At 39.7% G+C, this 17,477-nt stretch carries 15 protein-coding genes; 2 read left to right on the top strand and 13 right to left on the bottom strand.

Annotation, left to right across the window (positions count from 1 at the left end; all coding sequences use genetic code 11):
* Positions 1 to 22: 22 nt before the first annotated feature.
* From HCJ96_RS09220 to HCJ96_RS09185, 8 genes are all read right to left on the bottom strand, one after another.
* A complete protein-coding gene (locus HCJ96_RS09220; RefSeq protein ID WP_169210744.1) occupies positions 23 to 862 on the bottom strand; it encodes a heparin lyase I family protein in 840 nt (279 codons plus the stop codon).
* Entirely contained in the window at positions 859 to 3,729 is a 2,871-nt protein-coding gene (locus HCJ96_RS09215) for a glycosyltransferase (RefSeq protein ID WP_169210743.1), read from the bottom strand. The genes HCJ96_RS09220 and HCJ96_RS09215 overlap by 4 nt, the downstream gene beginning before the upstream one ends.
* A 71-nt stretch (positions 3,730 to 3,800) precedes the next feature.
* Positions 3,801 to 5,699, bottom strand: a complete 1,899-nt coding sequence (locus tag HCJ96_RS09210) for a glycosyltransferase family 2 protein (RefSeq protein ID WP_169210742.1) — start codon at positions 5,697 to 5,699, stop codon at positions 3,801 to 3,803.
* Positions 5,662 to 6,657 (bottom strand): hypothetical protein, encoded by a 996-nt coding sequence (locus HCJ96_RS09205; RefSeq protein WP_169210741.1) that lies wholly within the window; start codon positions 6,655 to 6,657, stop codon positions 5,662 to 5,664. Before HCJ96_RS09205 ends, HCJ96_RS09210 begins: the two co-directional genes overlap by 38 nt.
* A gap of 5 nt (positions 6,658 to 6,662) precedes the next feature.
* The gene (locus HCJ96_RS09200) at positions 6,663 to 7,664 is read right to left on the bottom strand and encodes a polysaccharide pyruvyl transferase family protein (protein ID WP_169210740.1); all 1,002 of its coding nucleotides are present in this window, start codon (positions 7,662 to 7,664) and stop codon (positions 6,663 to 6,665) included.
* Between the two features lie 194 nt (positions 7,665 to 7,858).
* The gene (locus HCJ96_RS09195; RefSeq protein WP_169210739.1) at positions 7,859 to 8,716 is read right to left on the bottom strand and encodes a glycosyltransferase; all 858 of its coding nucleotides are present in this window, start codon (positions 8,714 to 8,716) and stop codon (positions 7,859 to 7,861) included.
* On the bottom strand, positions 8,709 to 10,799 hold the full coding sequence (locus tag HCJ96_RS09190; RefSeq protein WP_169210738.1) for a glycosyltransferase family 2 protein: 2,091 nt from the start codon (positions 10,797 to 10,799) through the stop codon (positions 8,709 to 8,711). Before HCJ96_RS09190 ends, HCJ96_RS09195 begins: the two co-directional genes overlap by 8 nt.
* Positions 10,792 to 11,400 (bottom strand): hypothetical protein, encoded by a 609-nt coding sequence (locus HCJ96_RS09185; RefSeq protein WP_169210737.1) that lies wholly within the window; start codon positions 11,398 to 11,400, stop codon positions 10,792 to 10,794. Before HCJ96_RS09185 ends, HCJ96_RS09190 begins: the two co-directional genes overlap by 8 nt.
* Before the next feature lie 279 nt (positions 11,401 to 11,679).
* On the opposite strand from HCJ96_RS09185, the gene HCJ96_RS09180 reads away from it, so the two are divergent.
* Positions 11,680 to 11,934, top strand: coding sequence for a hypothetical protein (locus tag HCJ96_RS09180; RefSeq protein WP_169210736.1), 255 nt, complete (start codon positions 11,680 to 11,682; stop codon positions 11,932 to 11,934).
* A 47-nt stretch (positions 11,935 to 11,981) separates the two neighbouring features.
* Positions 11,982 to 12,587 (top strand): hypothetical protein, encoded by a 606-nt coding sequence (locus tag HCJ96_RS09175; protein ID WP_169210735.1) that lies wholly within the window; start codon positions 11,982 to 11,984, stop codon positions 12,585 to 12,587.
* A 59-nt stretch (positions 12,588 to 12,646) separates the two neighbouring features.
* Here HCJ96_RS09175 and HCJ96_RS09170 read toward each other — a convergent pair whose 3' ends face one another.
* From HCJ96_RS09170 to gmd, 5 genes are all read right to left on the bottom strand, one after another.
* Complete coding sequence (locus tag HCJ96_RS09170) at positions 12,647 to 13,684, bottom strand: glycosyltransferase family 10 domain-containing protein (RefSeq protein WP_169210734.1); 1,038 nt, start codon at positions 13,682 to 13,684, stop codon at positions 12,647 to 12,649.
* On the bottom strand, positions 13,677 to 14,834 hold the full coding sequence (locus HCJ96_RS09165; protein WP_169210733.1) for a hypothetical protein: 1,158 nt from the start codon (positions 14,832 to 14,834) through the stop codon (positions 13,677 to 13,679). Before HCJ96_RS09165 ends, HCJ96_RS09170 begins: the two co-directional genes overlap by 8 nt.
* A 62-nt stretch (positions 14,835 to 14,896) precedes the next feature.
* Entirely contained in the window at positions 14,897 to 15,343 is a 447-nt protein-coding gene (locus HCJ96_RS09160) for a GDP-mannose mannosyl hydrolase (RefSeq protein ID WP_169210732.1), read from the bottom strand.
* Positions 15,344 to 15,349: 6 nt separating this feature from the next.
* Positions 15,350 to 16,309: a GDP-L-fucose synthase gene (gene fcl / locus HCJ96_RS09155; RefSeq protein ID WP_169210731.1), complete on the bottom strand. Its 960-nt coding sequence runs from the start codon at positions 16,307 to 16,309 to the stop codon at positions 15,350 to 15,352.
* A gap of 44 nt (positions 16,310 to 16,353) precedes the next feature.
* Positions 16,354 to 17,472, bottom strand: a complete 1,119-nt coding sequence (gene gmd, locus HCJ96_RS09150; protein ID WP_169210730.1) for a GDP-mannose 4,6-dehydratase — start codon at positions 17,470 to 17,472, stop codon at positions 16,354 to 16,356.
* Between the last annotated feature and the right edge of the window lie 5 nt (positions 17,473 to 17,477).

Here is a 17,477-nt window from a genome sequence, read left to right as displayed (position 1 = left end):
AACTAAAAAAAATTTAACCGAACTATTTGATATTTTGCTGCCATGGGCTAACCGCTTCAAACGTGTTTCCTATACGGATATCGTCGTATCCTACAGAGTGACTTTTCCCCGGTTCCGTTGCTTTGTAAACACCAAACTTGAGACGAAACCTTTGCGGTATGTCATTGGTTCCTTTACACGCTTTTGTCTGAAAGCCATACGCTGCTTTTGACACAATAGGAGCGGTATCTGGAGAATGCCAAACGGAGAACTCACTTTCTTTTCCTGAGGGATCCACGATGCCTTTGACGACAAATGAATGCCATTCACCTGGCTTAAGCTCGAACTTTGCCGTGCTTGCCGAGCGAGTGTCACCTCGAGTCATAAAATTGATATTATGACTCGTTCCTCTGTCCATTCTAATACCAGCAATGGGAGAGTTAGGTGCACATTGCCACCATTGCATTAGATAATAAAATTCATTGGTGACATCACTGTCTTCCGGTACTTTAATTTTAAATCCCATATAAACGGGCTTTTTAAATTCAAACCATTCACGCGTTAGCGCTAATTCAGTCCTGGTTCTGCCTTTTTTGTTGTAGTCAGGATTAGTTTCGAAATAAATGAATTGCTCGCCCTGTTGATCAACTCGTATATCAGGAGAAACTCCAGCCCCGTCGCATTTTCCTCTTAGCTGCAATTTGCCTTCAACAAGGTCTCCGCCGCCGTTAGAAATGTTACCGTTGCATTGCTCACGTTTTCTAATTTTAGTTTTGGCTTGTTTATCTAACGTAATTGAATAAAGAGGCGTTGTTTGCGCAGACACACATGATATGCAAGTTAAGCTGAATAATATCAAGATGATTGTAGAAAAATGATTCATATTTTACTTCCATTTAAATTCAATCGCCCCAGGGCAATTTCCAATTGATTAACCATCTTGCGCAAAGAAAAATTTTCCTGTGCAAATAAACGACCTTTGTTACCGTGTTCAACAAGCAGCGCTGGATCGTCAATGATTGTTTTCAGAATAGTAACTATTTGATTCAAACTACCTTCTTCAACTAAAAAGCCGGAATCACTTTGCTCTATTAATTCAGTTATGCCACCCAGCTTATAGCTGATAGGTACGCGCCCTGAAGCCAGCGCCTCTGCAACAGTTCGTCCAAAGGTTTCTTCTACTTTTGAAAGACTTAGAACAATATCGAGTTCTTTTAATGCCAATTGAGGTTCGGCCACATAACCACCGAATGTAACCAAAGACGGGGTGCTCATCAAGCTTTTTAGCGCACCACTTTCAGGGCCATAACATACAAAATCCACATTCAATTTTGCACGACCGCACAACTCGCTTAATGCAAAAAAATCTCTAATCCCTTTCTTTTCCGTGTTGCTGCTGATCATACCCACGCGAAGATTTCTATGTTCAGGATCGAAGTCAGGCAAAGGCAATTTTATTAACTTACTAATCTCAACCCGGTTCGTCACTTCAATTAAATGTGGTGCATCTCTGTGATCACCCATTTGACACAAATAGTGGTTAAGCCATTTATTGAATACGAATTGTGAGTTAGTGATGATGACGTCAGCCATACTTAAACAACGTGCAATCCATTCCATTTCTGTGGCGTTCAACGTTTCCTGTAATTGCGTATCCAATCCCAGCAGCTCGCGGCAATGTAATATTAGCGGCACGTCTAATTGGTTTGCTACTAATGCGCCACCTTCTACTACCGTACTATTGCAATGAACGAAATCAATTTTGTATTCTTTTATTAATATTGAATAATGAGAAAGCGTTTCCGTTGATGCGAGCTTTCCCATTTGCCACCATCCATCAGGGATAACAGCTATCACACTAACCAGTGTTTTTATCTCCTCAATGTAGGGATGATTGATCGCTGAGGGTAATGCCACAACTACATTGATATCCAGCATCTTATAAGCATGGATTAAATCGAGCAGACTTCGCTCGGCACCGTAGAGTTTCTCACCTACTGCATGTCCAATCAGTAAAACAGTATTACAGGACGATTTTAATGGCTGATCGCCTAACAGATTGAATGACCTATCGTACTGCTCACCGAAAACTTCAAAAAGAAACGTATCGTCAATATGAGCGCACTTTAACCCTGCTTTAAAGGCAGCTAGTGAGAGGCTCAAATTTGGTGAAGGATCACGCCCTTCAAAAATGCCCACAGCTAAGAAGTGCTTGATTGGCTCAATCAATACTCCTTGCAGCTCAGGGTATCGACTTAAATACCACCCTGCATCCCACAGTCCGGAATAGCGAATAAAGTCTTCTATACTCGATGATTCTTCGCTGTGCAATTGACCGCGCACCAGTTCTGTGGGCGCAGGAAAGCGTCTCACATTAAGGTTAAGTGGTATGTAAGCCGAGGCGCCAGAACGTATCTTGTCATGCCAAAGTGTAAAGCTATCAATATAGTCTTTACGGATACCATAAAATTGCGAGCGAAAATGCGTTGATTCTGTTTGTGTTAACGAGCCAGCTTGATTTCTTCCGAATGACAGCGGCACATCAGGCATCGTCTCTACTACGGCGTTAGCGCCGAAGACGGCCTGCAATCGGTAGTAAAATTCAGTGTCAGCTCCGGCTTTAATCTGATCCCAATAACCCACAATTTCTAGCGCTTGTCGCGTTATCATTAACGACGAAATATTTAAATGAACAAGGGATTCTTCATATCGCCATCTGGAAAACTCCAAGTCGGTCGAACAGCGCACCCAATGGGATATACTTGCTTTTCCGCCAGTACGCTGTATGTCCTTTACCTGTTTCGAAATCTTTTGTGGATGAGACCAATCATCGGCGTCGTGTACTGTTAAAAAATCGCCAGTGGCTAAAGACGCACCAAGGTTCCTGCTTGCATATGCGCCGCAGTTTTCAGCCTGCTTAACCAGTCTAAATACTCGAGCGCGTGCAGAAGCTTCTGTGGACAACATAAACGCTTCGATCACTTCAATTGAGGCATCTGTACTACAATCGTCAACAATAATGATTTCGAGATTACCCCAGTCCTGGTTATTTAATGCTCTTAATGCAGTGGTCACACATTTTTCCGCATTAAATACCGGTACGATGACACTTACCAATGGACATTCTGTTGAAGCTAACGGCATATCTACCGATAAGTTATCTATCGAAAGCGCGTTGTTTGAGGCAGTGGAAAGCGCAGCTAAATTAGCATTTCCAAAAATCTGATTTAACCATTTCAATTTTACGCTATCAGATTCACCAGTTTGCATGGCAAGATTACAACGCAGTAAATTCCAGTCTACCGGTGGAATCTTATTTGACCACTCCGTTAATGCATTCATCGCTTCTTCACATCGTGAAGTGCGGATAAGTGAATCAACCCAGCCAATGTGCACACCTGCATGCGCAGGGAAATAAACTTCTGAAGCAATTATCGCTTGAAGATGTGTATACGCTGCTTCGAAATCCCCTTTATGAGAGAACCATCGAGCACAGGCCCAGTTTGCATAACTACAAACGATTGGGGCATGCTCCGTTGAAAAAGCTATTTTCTGAAGGCGACATAGCGCGATATCATAAGCGCCTGCCCACAATGACTTTTCAAATGCTTGGGCAGGATTTTCAATAGGTAATCGACCTTCTTGCGCCCCGTGTAAGATATAGTGAAGATAAGGGTCTTGCCCGGACTCAGCGACATCCGGGTAGGCGGTTAGGTACCAGTTAGGATCGAAACCATGTGGAGATGTCATTAGTTCCCTAATCGCCACGCGGTTTTTTCGGCGCAAATAGAACTGCTTTAATGATTTGAACTTGCCGCGAATCATTTGCTTGCCAATGATTTATCCTGAAAATGCTTTAGAAGGCTAAGTAGCTCTTCATTATTACTTACAACTTCAGACAAATTGAGCTTATGGGAAAAAGCCAGAGCAGCTTCATCTACCAGGGAGCTTTCAACATTTGATAACTTCAACATAGCACGTTCACGTCTGCCGCCTCCGTAATGTTCTCCCCGCGACAATTGGGTTTTTAACTTTTCCTTGTATTTTGGCATTATTTTATAATGTGCTAAGCCAACTACTTCTGGGGCCATTCTAACGGGACTGGTATAATGATTAGCGTTAAAATGTATAACTTCCCCTCCACCTCTAACGATGGGTGACTTCGTCAAATTAGTGAGCGCTGCACCTAATACACGCTTTCTTATTCCCCCACTTAATCTCGCATAGGGAGGTGAAACGATTGGAAATATGAAATCAACTTTGTCAAAGAATTTTGGTGTGTTCGTAATGTATTCTGGTACAGATTTATTATCCATATCAGATAAATATTTAGGATATAAGTCTATTAACGCGCCAAAAATACTGTCGATCGGTTCAATGCCTCTTTCAGCCAAATATGTCTCAATAGGTTTTTCTAACATGTCTGGATACATTAAAAATTCATCGGCATCCACTTTTATGATTAGTTCATCTTTGGAAGAATACTGACTGATTAAAGCGTTAATCCAAGTTGCATTGAACTTAGAATCATTGAAGCTCTCTTCAGTATAAAAAAGATTTACATCAGCTTGAGACTTCAGATATTCAAGTGTTCCATCCGTAGAACCATTGTCAACTAAGTAGAATAAAACATTTCCTAATGACCTGTAATACGCCAAAAAGCTAGGTAAAATGTCAATTTCATTGTTAAATGAACAGAAAATCTTGGCATGATGATTCGTTGCTTCCACCAGTTTTATTTTTTGTAGTTGGGCGGACAAAAAGTTGGATTTATCAATATGCGAAAAGTAGTGAGATTTCGCTTCAGTAAACCGACCGAGGGTTGATAGATACCAACAATAAAGTTCAACGTGCTTTGTTTTACTTGCTGGCACCTTATCAAAATATAAATGTGACAAAGCGAGTGCATCATCGATTGACCGTTTTAAAGTCGCTTCAATGATACCTTTGATTCTATCTCTTTTGACCTTTTTTTCGGAGAGGTACAGTATGAACCGTTCGACTGTCTTTTTGACTTCCCAATATTCGCTTTGCGTACTTGTATTAAGTAAATGAACAAACCAAGCTGGATTCACATGTGTATGAGAATTTATCCGTATATCTATTAATTTTAAAAAATCATCGTGCTTTATCAAAGCTGGAAACTTGTTTGCAAAAAGGTTGGCGCTTTCCTGATAGTGGGAAATACCACCACATTGCTCAAACAGACGAGAAAATCTCTCACCATATTGATTGATAGAATGATCTGGAATGTGATTGAAAAGAATCGTCAGCACATTATCTGATAATGGAAGCTTAGGGGCTTCCACTTCTTGAAACACTGTATTTAATGCAAGTTGATTTAATGCAATCTGAATTATTCTGCTTGCTATAGGCTCAGGCAGGCCATTTTTTACTCCTTGCAACAAATTAAGCAACAATGATTTAGATATTAAATCGCTTTCAACGTTATCCCTACCAGCCAACGCTGCAGCTACTAAGCAAATCTGCTGATTATTCCATTTATCTTCATAGAGCTCATCTCGCACGGCAAGTGTGCGAGGAAGTAGTGATGGAAACGTTCTAAGCGCCTGATAAAAAGAAGGAATAAAATTCGAGCTATCCTTACCGAAGTCTAGATGGCGGAGCTTATTGAGTAGAGTACAGATATCCCGCTTCGAACTAATAAGAATGGGTAATAGTTTAAAGCGATAATAGTAATGACGATATAAGTGCCACATCTCTTTGACTCAATCCTTCAAATTTCAGCTTCTTATTATTGACCTTGGTCAAACGTTCTTTGTCTACAAATCCACTTCCCGAGGATATTGAGTCTTCACTAAGAATTTTCTGAATGACTTTTTCCTGCTCAGCAACATCGAAGAAACTTTTAGCGCCTTCAAATCGCGCGGTAAATTTATCCAGCTTGGCAACTTGAGCGAGCATCTTAGCATATTTATTTAAAACCCCTCTATCTTGCTCAACCTGATTAAATAACCTTTTCATCTCGATTAACGGGGGTGGCAGTGCGACATTGGCTCTTTTCTTTTCTTCGTTTACAGGGAATGCTGAAATGCCAAGAGCGTGAAGAAAATTAGCTGTGATATTACCGCTTTCGATCAAATCTTCGAAGTATAAAACGTCAACTTTGCCAATATGTTTTGACCAAAGTTCGCACTGCTTATCATGACAAAAACGATCTGGATACTCTCTCAGGAAGCGCTGAATATCGCCTTTATAAGCGGTGACCTTCACATGTTCTGAATATAAAGACTCCAAATAACTGGCATAGGGTCTCAGTACTAAGACTACACGAACATCATCGAATTTGATAAAAGAGCGTAGTTTCTTTATATAGTTTTCTTTTCTATCCCAAATAGAACCTTCATTATTACCCAACGCTGCTCTATAAAAAGCTTCAGCTGAGATCAATACTTTCTGATAACCATTTTGAAGCGCAATCTGATGCAATCGGGAAAAGTATTCTTCTACCTGCTCTACAGTAAATTTTTTGCTTTGCCCCATTAGACCTTTTGCGAGATCTAAATGGGAATAGTGATTATCGACATCTGGAAATAGTTCCTTATAACTGGGATACCAGCATCCCTGCTCTTTTAACCATTGTCTTTGAGCTGACAATTGCTGTTGAATTGTCGTTGTACCTGTTTTGTGCGTACCAATATGTAAGATTAATTGCATAAATATTATGAGGCTAATGGGTTGTGTGAAATATTAAAGGGCGCAAAATTTATCAAACCTTTTTGCAACTCTTCGATTTTGCCTTTCTCTGGTAACGTAAACGTTAAGTCGGCTTCACTGAATAATTGTGTAGTGAGATCTACAGGATTCGGGCACTCGAGCGCTACTGAAAGATAATAATCTTTAAATTTAGTATGGCTGGTACCGGACTTACCTCTCTTCGTTACCTCAGTGAAGTTAGCCCAACAAACAGGTACATCATAAGAGTGGCAAACTATTACTCCGTGCAATGAAGAAGAAATCACTCGTTGACACTCTTTAATTTCGTCTATAACAGGCTCGATATTTGAAAATTCATATCCTAAATCACCCAACTGAATGACCCGCACGTGTGGTTGATCCTTATATTTTTCTTTGACCTTCTCGTAATCTTTTACATGAGGAATCAGACCAATTTCATATTTCTTTTCACACTCTGGGTTATGAAAAAGAGGCAATAATATCGCAGGGTCACCATAGGCAAGAGGATGGCGCTCACTAATTATTCCGCTTGATATAAGATGTTTTCTTGTAATTGGCCCGCGCACCGCGAAGATACGGGATGCACTGAAAACCTCTTTATGTTTTTCTGCGTCTCTTGCTTTCATCAAACCTATACCCCATAAATGCGATTGGTTTGTCGAAAAATGTAAAATACTGCCGATAATTAGAAAGTGCTTTCTCTCCTCAGGCACTTTTTGTTTGTTAACAGGAAAAGTATCGGCGGTTTTTCCTGTCAATTTTTGGTAGATGTAAGGGCCAACTAAATCACCAAAGTTGCCGGAAAAAACTTCAGAAAAACCTACTAGGTTGACGCCGCCGAGGACCTTTCTTGCTTCGAGAACGTGAGCTGGTGTGCGATCAGTTCGCGTACCTTTGGACTGCATTAAGCTGCGAAAAATTTTATGGAGCTTTGTCTTTATTTTGGACATCAAATATCTCATCTCTGAAAATTGCGTGGTATTCATTTTAAGTTGCAAATTTTAGTGCAACAGTTTTCACGTTTACTTTTCGTAGGCTTAATTTGTTATTTAGACTGCTACGTTGAATACCTAATCAAACATTTATCCGGCATTTAGCTATCTAGTAATTTTTGTATATGATAGCTCAGCCATTGGTAAGGACATTTGCGATTGATGTTTATACAAATGACCTTGAAAAGCTAATAGTAACTATTTAAAAAGTGCGGATTTAACCAAGTGCTGCTTTTTGACAGGTTTAGATTAAAAACATCCAATAAATTTAGTCTGTAACGATTTAAAAAGTACCTGTGTAAGTTACTCATAGCCACATCGTTTCCGCCGAACTTATTAATTTTTCGATAAAGCGTGTTATCGTCTTCTTCCCCTAAATCCTGAAACGCTTCTTCCAGGCTTTCCGCTAATAATACCGAAGGGACCCCATTAATAGCGGTATGAACTTTTAGCCACAGGTCATCGGCATGGTTGCAGGCGGCCAATGCTTGTTCTATATCTACTATATCAGGGTGAAAATATTCCGGCCGGTAGAGGATACCATCTTTACCTGTACCTACAGTTTTCAAACTGGGTTGAAGTACCGTTGAATCTGAATGAATCCAAGTGTTGTAAGGCATTACCGACTCTTCATCACAAACTAACTGTCTTCCACGATAGGCCACAACACAGTTGTGCTTTTGGTTTGCCTCAATAAGCCCCTGTAGCCAGTTATCAGGGTATACAGTGTCATCGTCAACCGTCACTAAATAGGTAAAATCTATTTTGTCCGCAAAGTACTCTTTTAACAGCGGTAAAAACTTACGATAGGGCCCAATGTTTTGGGTATAGAAAACGTTAAATCGCCCATCACTATTCTTCGCCACGCGTTGCAACGTATCTGGGATGTTATTTATTCCCTTATCTAATAAATACGCTTCGTCGGAAATATACAAACGTACTTCAAAATCAATCGACGTCTGTTGATTGAGTAATGATTCGATCACCAAGTGAATTTTATCAACCCTCGAATGGATAGTCGTTAAGCTAATTATTAAGCTACTCAACACCACACTCCTCTTGACTAGCTTTGCGGCCACTAAGAATCGCTATACGTTTGCGGAAATACACTAATTGGTCTCCGTGTAAATATTCATATAGTGAGGAAATAGTCTTCAGCGAAGATCTCATGTAATAGAGTGGAATGTTCAGGTGATAAATCGCTTGTTCACCTAACATGCGCTGGATGCGTGTACGAAAATCGATATCTCCACGAGACCGAAAAGCGCGAAAGCCGCCGACAGTATTTAAGACATCGCGTTTGAATATCAACGAAGCAGGGCCATCACCCAACACTAACAAATTGCGTGGATCATCAACGGATAACATTCCCTCATCTGAATAGCGCACATGCTTCGTAAAACAAGCTGAATAGGATTCACTTTCTAAAGCATTCACCTGCCGCTCGATGCGCTGGGGGTGACTGACATCGTCATCATCCTGAATTGCTATAAACTGCCCTTTCGATTGCTGAATGGCGATATTTCTGCTGACATATTGACCCACATTTTGCTGATTACGAATGAAGGTGATCTGCATATTCTCAAAGCTATCACATATTTCAGCAATTTTTTGACTAGTGGTTTGTTCTGAACAGTCATCTACAATTATTACTTCAATATTTTGGTAACTTTGTAGTGCAAGTGAATGCAATGACAACTTGAAGAAATCCAAGTCAGGATTAAAGGTGGTTATGATAATGCTCACCAACCCTTTATCAGTGCCAGAACGAGTCATTGTTTGTCCAGCCTCAATGACCGAGGAAAATATATCCTTTAGCGAGTAATCGACATCAATTGGCAAACAGGGAGTGCAGTTTGATGCCAATAAGCTGTCGTTAATAATCTCGTTGGACAACTTTTTCAACCCTAAAGCTGCCGCGAACGTGAGCGGCACCTCGCTACTGACGACAGGAATGCCATTCATTAACATCACTTGTGTAAAGAAACCCAGCTTCTCATTCTCCTCAACATGAGGTTGTAACAGGCTAAACAAATAAATCCATTTGTTTAAGCTAAGTTCATCAACGTCAACTTGTTCTAAAATATGTTCAAGTTGCTGCCTTGAGCAAATCGTTCGGTATGAGCGCCTGATATCCCGATAGACCACGTTGAAGTCGGCATCATCCATTGAAAATGCAGTAATCAACAGCTTCACCGTATCAATAGAATTTAGTAACTCCTGGTCAGTGTCAGCGATAAAATAACAGGCTCGGAACAACATCCGTACGTGTATTGTTTCATCAAAGCAGCGCCAGATTGGGGTAAAACGCTTAGGGTCCGTTATGAAATTTATTTTCACTGGGGAACGGCTAAGCGTCTCTATGGTACGCGAAAAGACCTGCTGGGATTGTAAACGTTCTTGCCACTCAGCTCGTCCGGTGAAAGCTTTAAAGTCGTCGACATTTTTCGATACAGACAGAAAGATACTCAACATTGCATCAAATGAGGACTCGTCTACAGGGTAAGAAAGCGCAAGTAGCTGCTCATTGATGTATGATACTTCTGATGATGCGGCGAGAATTTGTTGAATGAGTCGTAAATTTTCAACAGACTTTAAGAAATCCATGTCAGTAAGAAGCGATTGCAGTTCATCAGCAATTAGACGTGCAAGCTCTTTTTCCTTTCCCAAAACAATTGCCAGTTCGGTCAACTGAGGAAGCGAGAAGGTTATTAGGTCTGCTGTTAACGCGCTTTTCGCCAGCGTTTCAGCATAATAAACAGCCAGACCATAATTTTTTCGAAGCGTTTCGGTTGCGTCAAATAAAGCGCTATTTATCTCACTATGGTTTTGAGCTGATTGCAGCACATTCACCGCATGATCAAGCTGAACGACGTTTTTGTTTAACAAGGCTGGAACTAAGGAAACGAGCTTTTCGTCATCGCCCTTGATAATACATGAACGTTCGACATTACCCTTTTTACTGGATAAAACGCTCGATAATTCAATCTTCTCGTCTACCTTATTTACAGAGTAGGAATAATTTAATTCGCCCTTGATGTTTTCGAGCTCAAAATCAGCCTCATCACTGAAACCTAACACGTTCTGAGCAAACGTCTTAAAAGAAGTATGGTTATGGTGCTTATTCATTATTTTCAGTTTTTTTGTAAGAACTTTCGGCAATTTTACGCTTCTCTAATACGCCATGACGCAGATAGTGAACAAGCGGATTGAGTGCAGAAGAGATAATATCGGGATTAAATTGTAAATAGGCTTTCGTAGAAAACGAAGACGATGGATCTAATAAATTGGCATAGCCATGCAGCAAATAATGGCGTGCCAGGGCCTTGTCACTCCCTTGTACACCACTACTGTCCGAGTACCACTGCGCATCGAAAAAATCACTTGTCAGAATAAGATGAATGTCCTGTTCAAAAGAAGGCTTATGAAAAAATGCCTTGCGCGCAAACTTAACCAATATTGATTTTAAATACCGATACCAGCGTGAACGAAAGTAGCTTTCCTCAACAAATGACTTTGTAGAATGGGTTAACGCGACTAAAGCCGTATCACTCATTTTACTTTGTTCATTGGCTTTGCTGCGCGCTCGCCGTTTGCGTCTAATTGTCGAAGCAGCTTTTAAATAAAGCTCCGGATAAACCTTTTTTAGGTTGTCTTGCGATAGATTTGCCAGCTCGGAAGCATCTTCCTGCGGGAATGCCAGATTGTATAAGCTGTTATCGTTTTGCATCGTGGGGAAACCAGTTAAATTTTTTGACCATTCATTATCATTTTTATTCAGGGGTATTCTAACAGAATAATTTTTTTAAAGTGGGGGCAATTTTTAAACGTTTTAAATGATGAGCCTACAATAAACCCGTCAATTGAAACCTTAGTGCCAAATCGTGTACGTATTATGGTATTCTCTTTCAGTTATGGTCAAATTGAAGAAAACTATTGAGTCTACTAAAAGTCACCGCTGTAACATGTGACAATATTTAACGTAATTTGCTCAAGTTCACGGAGAAAAATGCGTAGCAATAAAGATAACATGGATTTACCCAAGAACCTTGCAGAGAAAATGCTCTCGGCGCAGGAAACAGACGACTTTATTTCAGGCCGTATTTCGTCGGGAAAACCGTTTATGGCAGCGCGATTTGGCGGAAGTGAGTCTAAAGTTATTCATTCTTTAGCGGTTAAACGGGAAAAAGAAGTACCAAAAGAGTATAGAGATGAAATTAAGATTAAATCCGGTGTTACTCCACCTATTTTGGTAGAGTGCTGAAATATTTCTCATACGAGTCAATCTCAGCAGCGCTTAAAAGCGATTTAATGGGTTTATGGAAATTCAGTGACGATGAGAGTAATAAGCGGCAAATTAGCCTATTAAGTTTAGCTGCACCCGAATCACTAACCGACTTAGATTATCTTAATCCTTTTATTGTTAGACATGCGTTCCAAATCGCCCCTTGGACTAGTCAACTTTCAGGAATAAAAGTGTTAGTCGTTCACCCATTTACTGAATTTCTTAATCAGCAAATTAAGAATATTAGGAACATTCCAACAATAAATGAAATCTGGCCAGATGATATTGCATTTACTCTCTTATCTCCGCCCGTTACTTTCGCAGGAGAAAATACAGACTCCAACTGGATCGATGAATTAACCAAGCTTAAAGAAAAGATTTACAAGACGGATTTTGACGTTTGCTTTATAGCTGCGGGCGCTTATGGCCTGCCAATTGCTGGATTTGTGAAAGATCTCGGAAAAATATCAATTCATTTAGGTGGCTCACTTCAACTTCTATTCGGCATCACAGGGAGTCGTTGGGAAAATCAAGGGTATTATGATTTGAACAAACTAGATGGATGGATACGGCCTCGCGCAAAGGAGAAACCTAAACTTCATCAACGGATAGATGCGTCTTCTTATTGGTAATGCCCACATTGGGCGGATGCTGCTCTCGACGCAATTATTGAAGGCGAGCCGAACTAAAGTTACATGTTAACGACGTCATAAATCGCCTTCATGCTTTCCCATACCACCCTGGCACGCTCTTCGTGCAGGTTTTCTTGATTGGAGAATAATCTTTTCAGCTTGTTTAGCGTGTGTTCATATTCCAAAAAATCAAAATTATTTATATTAAAATTGTTAAGAAGATCGCAACTCTCTGAAGGAGACTTACCCCAAAGATTTATAAAGGCAGAAGATGAAGAGAATTCGAAGATACGATGCGACGGATTTGCTAAATAAATTGGAATCGCTCCAACAATGAATGCATCAAAAAACTTTTCCGTAATATAATTTTTATCATGAACGTTTTCTATAGCTGACAATAACTGCACTTTATCAGATAACGTGGATAATTTGTCAATATGCCAATCTGTCAATAACTGCCTCCTACCGACTTCGTTCCATCCTTCTCCGCTGATGGAAACATCTTGCCCTTTGCTTAACAGTGCTAGTTGAGTTCGATAGATTGAAAGACCATAGATATGGTTTAACTCATCCTCATACTCGTATTTTTTTTCATTCCGATATTGTGCCAGAAAAACTATTCTATTTTGACTTGCTTGCAGCCTTAATTTTAAAGACGCTCTATCAAACGAACTGCTTCTCGACGAGAGTAAACTAGCATATCTTGAAAAATAACAACTTTCCGTCGTCAAAAAGTAGGGAATTTTTCGAAATTTAAAAATGTCTGATGTGAAATGGTTAAAATTCCAAATTTTTAAGGGCTCGCCGCTTATATTAATTGTGTCAGACTTCAGTCTGAAATCATTATCTGAAAGAGTATCCCAAAGCGGCTCTTCGGAAATAATTAAAACTTTGGGAATCTTCCGATTTCTTTTTAGCTCTTGAAGTGAAGAACTAAGGCCGTTTAGGTCAACGGAAAATCCAAGAACAACAATATCTGCATCCTCAATTCGAGAAACGAAGTTACAAAAATTTCCAAATAATTGCTTATATTCTGAGTATGCCATTGGAGTACGATTCGCATGCTTACCCGTTAAAAATACATTAACTTTAGTCATTCATTCCCCAAAATAGCCATTCGACTTTATGTTCTTGCAGGATGTGCTTGACTAAATTTTTAACCTCCAATTCAGAATTTTCATATACTTTAGCAATTTTCCCTAAAGTATCTGAGTCCAAAATCAGCGGATAAATATCTTCGCTCCGCAAAATAATTTTATTTACTAGCATCAAGAGAGCTGTATCAGTCTGAAAGGGAAAGCATTCCAACTTTTCCTGTATAGAGCTATTCATACAGCCATTTAAATAGTTGGTTGAAGCATTTTTTATTTTAAATGCGTGCTGAATAACATCAAACGCAATTCCCATCTTTCCTGAGTAACAAAATTTTAATTGTTGAATATGAGACAAAAATTTTTCTATAAATGAGCTTATCGTTAAATCATCTTCATTGTGAGATGTTAATTTTCTTGAACTGTGGACGATCAACGAATTGAAAACTAAGTTATCAGATTTTAAATATATGGGTGCACCAGGAAGAATGGGAACAGCATCTACTTTAAGCGCATCCCAGAATATACGTCCTTTTAACTTATTTGGCACTCTACCAACTATAATATTACCTTTGCAAAGAGCTCTTCTATAAATTGGGTTCTCAAGTAAACTGGCACTAGCAATCGTCTGTTGTTCAATGACAGCACTTTCTCCAAAAAGCAACGACCCCTTTTTAGGATTTAGCTCTTGCAACCCTGCGACATCAATCAAGGTAAGTTCGATTTGTTTTCCCAATGACCTAATCTGCAACAAACACTTTTTATCCAATTCTCTTGAATCAATCTGGTGTTCGATGTCTGAGGGAAAAGGGCGAATCGTTATACCGAACTCTAATAACGAGAAAGCAGCCTCATCATCTACCCAAAATGGACAATAAAGCTCTGTAACACCGATACGTTGGAGTGTTTCTGGATAATTTATTATCTCTGGAAACTCGCAGACCGTAGTGTAGCTTTTATCTCCGCCTACACTGCGCAGATAATCAGCAAATTGATTGACGCATTTCAAATCATTGCCGCTTATCTCAACGAAGCTTTTCCAATTAATAGCAAGAAAACCTGATGCGGAAAAAAAACTTGGAAATTGCGAAACCAATTTATAAGCCAAATTTTCTAAGTTATGAAGTTCTCCAAACTTTTCCGCAAAGATTACCATCTTATTTACCAATAAAAGTTAATTTCAGAAAAGATGAAAAGTCGAAATGTAAATCCAAAGCGCTATACAAGATATGCTTTTGTATAGTGATGAACATCATTACAGCTAAGTAATTCATTTTTGCTAAACCACTTGTATGCACTATGCTGATGATCAGGAAGATCAACTAACTTGTCAACTTTTAACTTGTATGCAATTACTACGTAATGAGTAGATATAGATTCACTTACTGCGCTGTTATCGTAGAAATGTTCAAAGAGTCCAAGTAATTTTGCATTCTCAATGCTAAAACTCTTGCCAAATTCTTCCCTCGCTATTCGATCAAAAGACTTTCCTATTGATTCATTTTTGTAGATTCTCCCACCAGGAACAAACCAATAATTTCTTGCTGGCTGATTAGATCTCATTCCTAATAGAAATTTATTTTGTTGGTTCTCTACAAGCAAATCAATTGAGATTAACGGTGTACTTTTTAAAATAGTCGAAAACGTATCAATATCTAAATACATTGCAAACTACTTTCTAAAATTTTGTTGATTGTTTAGAAACCAATCGTATGTTGAGCGCAGCCCATCTTCTAGCTTAATACCATATTGCCATCCGAGTTTTGAGAGACGGCTCACATCCATCAATTTTCTTGGTGTACCATCTGGCTTTGAAGTGTCCCATATAATTTCGCCATCAAAGCCAGTCACTTTGGCTATTGTGTGAACTAGTTCTTTAACGCTGCAGTCTTCGCCCGTGCCAACGTTAATGTGACTCAACATTGGCTCAACAACATCATCGTATCTCGCTTTCTCTAATTCCATGACGAATATTGAGGCGTTGGCCATATCTTCCACGTGAAGAAACTCACGCATTGGTTTCCCGCTCCCCCAAGCTATTACTTGAGACTGATGGTTAACTACAGCCTCATGAAACCTTCGCAGCAAAGCAGGAATGACGTGTGAATTATTAGGGTGGAAATTATCATTGGGCCCATATAGGTTTGTGGGCATAATGGACCGGTAGTCTCTGCCATATTGTTTATTGAAGCTTTCACAGAGTTTAATACCAGCGATTTTAGCGATCGCATATGCTTCGTTTGTTTCCTCTAACTTTCCAGTAAGTAGTGAATCTTCACAAAGCGGCTGTTCGGCATGTTTAGGATAAATACAACTGGAGCCTAGAAATAAAAGTTTTTTCACGTCATGCTGATGAGCAGAGTGAATTATATTTGTTTCTATTATCAAGTTTTCATAAATGAAGTCTGCAGGATATGTGTCATTAGCGTGAATACCACCTACTTTAGCAGCAGCCAAATAAACCTCATCTATTTTATTTTCTGAGAAAAAGCACATCACATCAGATTGACTTGTTAAATCTAACTCTTTGCGAGTTCGAACAATCAAATTTATATCATCTCTTCTCGCAAGTTGACGGACAATAGCGGATCCGACCATTCCTTTATGGCCTGCTACATAGACTGTTTTCATAATGACCTCTATAAAGCGCTAACAAATGGTTTGATGTTACCTAATTATTCCTTTGCAACAGAGACGGAAAACCCATGTTTTTTCAACAATGCATGCCTTTTCGCTCTATCCAGATCACTTTTCACCATTTCTGAACACATTTCCTCCACTGTAATTTCGGGCTCCCACCCAAGCATCTCTTTGGCTAACGACGGGTCACCTAACAATGTTTCAACTTCCGCTGGCCTGAAATAGCGTGGATCCACTCGAACAATAACATCTCCCACATTGACATTGGTAATCTCGCTGTTGTTGACCTTGGTTATTTTTGCAACTTCATCTATGCCTTCGCCGGTAAATTCAATTGATAGTCCTGCTTCGTTGGCTGCCAATTTCACGAATTCACGAACAGAGATTTGTTTTCCTGTCGCAATAACGAAGTCTCTGGGCACATCTTGTTGTAACATCATCCACTGCATACGTACGTAGTCTTTAGCATGTCCCCAGTCTCTCAACGCATCCATATTTCCAAGAAACAAGCAGGTTTCTAAACCGCATGCAATGTTTGCTATTCCTCTAGTAATCTTTCTTGTTACGAATGTTTCTCCCCTTCTAGGAGACTCGTGGTTAAATAATATCCCGTTACAAGCATACATACCGTAAGATTCGCGATAATTGACTGTTATCCAATAAGCATACATCTTTGCTACTGCATATGGAGAGCGTGGGTGAAATGGCGTTGACTCACTCTGAGGTATTTCCTGGACCAATCCATAAAGCTCTGACGTTGATGCCTGATAAAATTTAGTCTTCTTTTCTAATCCTAGAAACCGAATAGCCTCAAGCAGTCTGAGCGTGCCTATCGCATCAACATCTGCGGTATACTCAGGAGACTCAAAGGAAACTGCCACATGTGACTGTGCGCCAAGGTTGTACACTTCGTCCGGCTGAACTTCTTGAAGAATTCGAGTTAAATTAGAAGTATCAGTCAAGTCACCGTAATGTAAAAAGAAATGAGGGTCTTCATTATGGGGGTCTTCGTAAATGTGATCGACCCTTTCAGTGTTAAACGAAGATGCCCTGCGTTTTATCCCATGAACTTCATACCCTTTTTCCAAAAGGAATTCAGCAAGATACGAACCATCCTGCCCAGTAACGCCTGAAATTAAAGCAACTTTTCTCATTATCT

It is taken from the genome of Alteromonas ponticola (assembly GCF_012911815.1).
Lineage (GTDB): Bacteria > Pseudomonadota > Gammaproteobacteria > Enterobacterales > Alteromonadaceae > Alteromonas > Alteromonas ponticola.
This window is presented reverse-complemented; position numbering and strand designations above follow the sequence as displayed.

Excerpts from the sequence above, each read along its gene's own strand:
- HCJ96_RS09220 (WP_169210744.1), bottom strand. The coding sequence starts at position 862 with ATGAATCATTTTTCTACAATCATCTTGATATTATTCAGCTTAACTTGC.
- HCJ96_RS09215 (WP_169210743.1), bottom strand. The coding sequence starts at position 3,729 with ATGACATCTCCACATGGTTTCGATCCTAACTGGTACCTAACCGCCTAC.
- HCJ96_RS09210 (WP_169210742.1), bottom strand. The coding sequence starts at position 5,699 with ATGTGGCACTTATATCGTCATTACTATTATCGCTTTAAACTATTACCC.
- HCJ96_RS09205 (WP_169210741.1), bottom strand. The coding sequence starts at position 6,657 with ATGCAATTAATCTTACATATTGGTACGCACAAAACAGGTACAACGACA.
- HCJ96_RS09200 (WP_169210740.1), bottom strand. The coding sequence starts at position 7,664 with ATGAATACCACGCAATTTTCAGAGATGAGATATTTGATGTCCAAAATA.
- HCJ96_RS09190 (WP_169210738.1), bottom strand. The coding sequence starts at position 10,799 with ATGAATAAGCACCATAACCATACTTCTTTTAAGACGTTTGCTCAGAAC.
- HCJ96_RS09185 (WP_169210737.1), bottom strand. The coding sequence starts at position 11,400 with ATGCAAAACGATAACAGCTTATACAATCTGGCATTCCCGCAGGAAGAT.
- HCJ96_RS09180 (WP_169210736.1), top strand. The coding sequence starts at position 11,680 with ATGCGTAGCAATAAAGATAACATGGATTTACCCAAGAACCTTGCAGAG.
- HCJ96_RS09175 (WP_169210735.1), top strand. The coding sequence starts at position 11,982 with ATGGGTTTATGGAAATTCAGTGACGATGAGAGTAATAAGCGGCAAATT.
- HCJ96_RS09170 (WP_169210734.1), bottom strand. The coding sequence starts at position 13,684 with ATGACTAAAGTTAATGTATTTTTAACGGGTAAGCATGCGAATCGTACT.
- HCJ96_RS09165 (WP_169210733.1), bottom strand. The coding sequence starts at position 14,834 with ATGGTAATCTTTGCGGAAAAGTTTGGAGAACTTCATAACTTAGAAAAT.
- HCJ96_RS09160 (WP_169210732.1), bottom strand. The coding sequence starts at position 15,343 with ATGTATTTAGATATTGATACGTTTTCGACTATTTTAAAAAGTACACCG.
- fcl (WP_169210731.1), bottom strand. The coding sequence starts at position 16,309 with ATGAAAACAGTCTATGTAGCAGGCCATAAAGGAATGGTCGGATCCGCT.
- gmd (WP_169210730.1), bottom strand. The coding sequence starts at position 17,472 with ATGAGAAAAGTTGCTTTAATTTCAGGCGTTACTGGGCAGGATGGTTCG.